Annotated in this window: 1 protein-coding gene; it reads left to right on the plus strand. The window is 63.8% G+C overall.

The window, feature by feature from the left end; translation table 11 throughout:
• Positions 1 to 59: 59 nt before the first annotated feature.
• Positions 60 to 439 (plus strand): ABC transporter permease (locus AWU74_RS08530; protein WP_368853473.1); only part of this gene is annotated, 380 nt, incomplete at its 3' end.

Here is a 439-nt window from a genome sequence, read left to right on the forward strand (position 1 = left end):
GCCAGCGCGTACGTGACTGGGACAGCACACGACAGCTCGATCGCCGCGGAAATGGCAAAATGACCCGCGCCAAAAACGCCCAGCTCGGCGAGCGGCGGAACCGCAGGCTCGGCGCGCTGTATGCGTGTCCCATGGGCGGGTGGCTCGCGCTGTTTTTCGTGCTGCCGCTCGCCATCATCGCGCTGTACAGCTTCATGAAAAAAGGCTTGTACGGCGGCGTAGAGCGCGAGTTTTCGCTCGACGCGTACCGCCTCATGCTCAACCCCCGCTTCGGCGCGCTGTTTGTCCGCACCCTGCTGGTCGCCTTCGCCAGTACCGTGATTGCGGTGCTGGTTGCGCTCCCCTGCGGCTACGCAATGGCGCGGAGCAAGCGCCAGACGCTCCTTCTCATCTTGGTCATGGTGCCGTTCTGGATAAACTCGCTCATCCGCGTGTTCGG

It is taken from the genome of Treponema endosymbiont of Eucomonympha sp. (assembly GCF_001028545.1).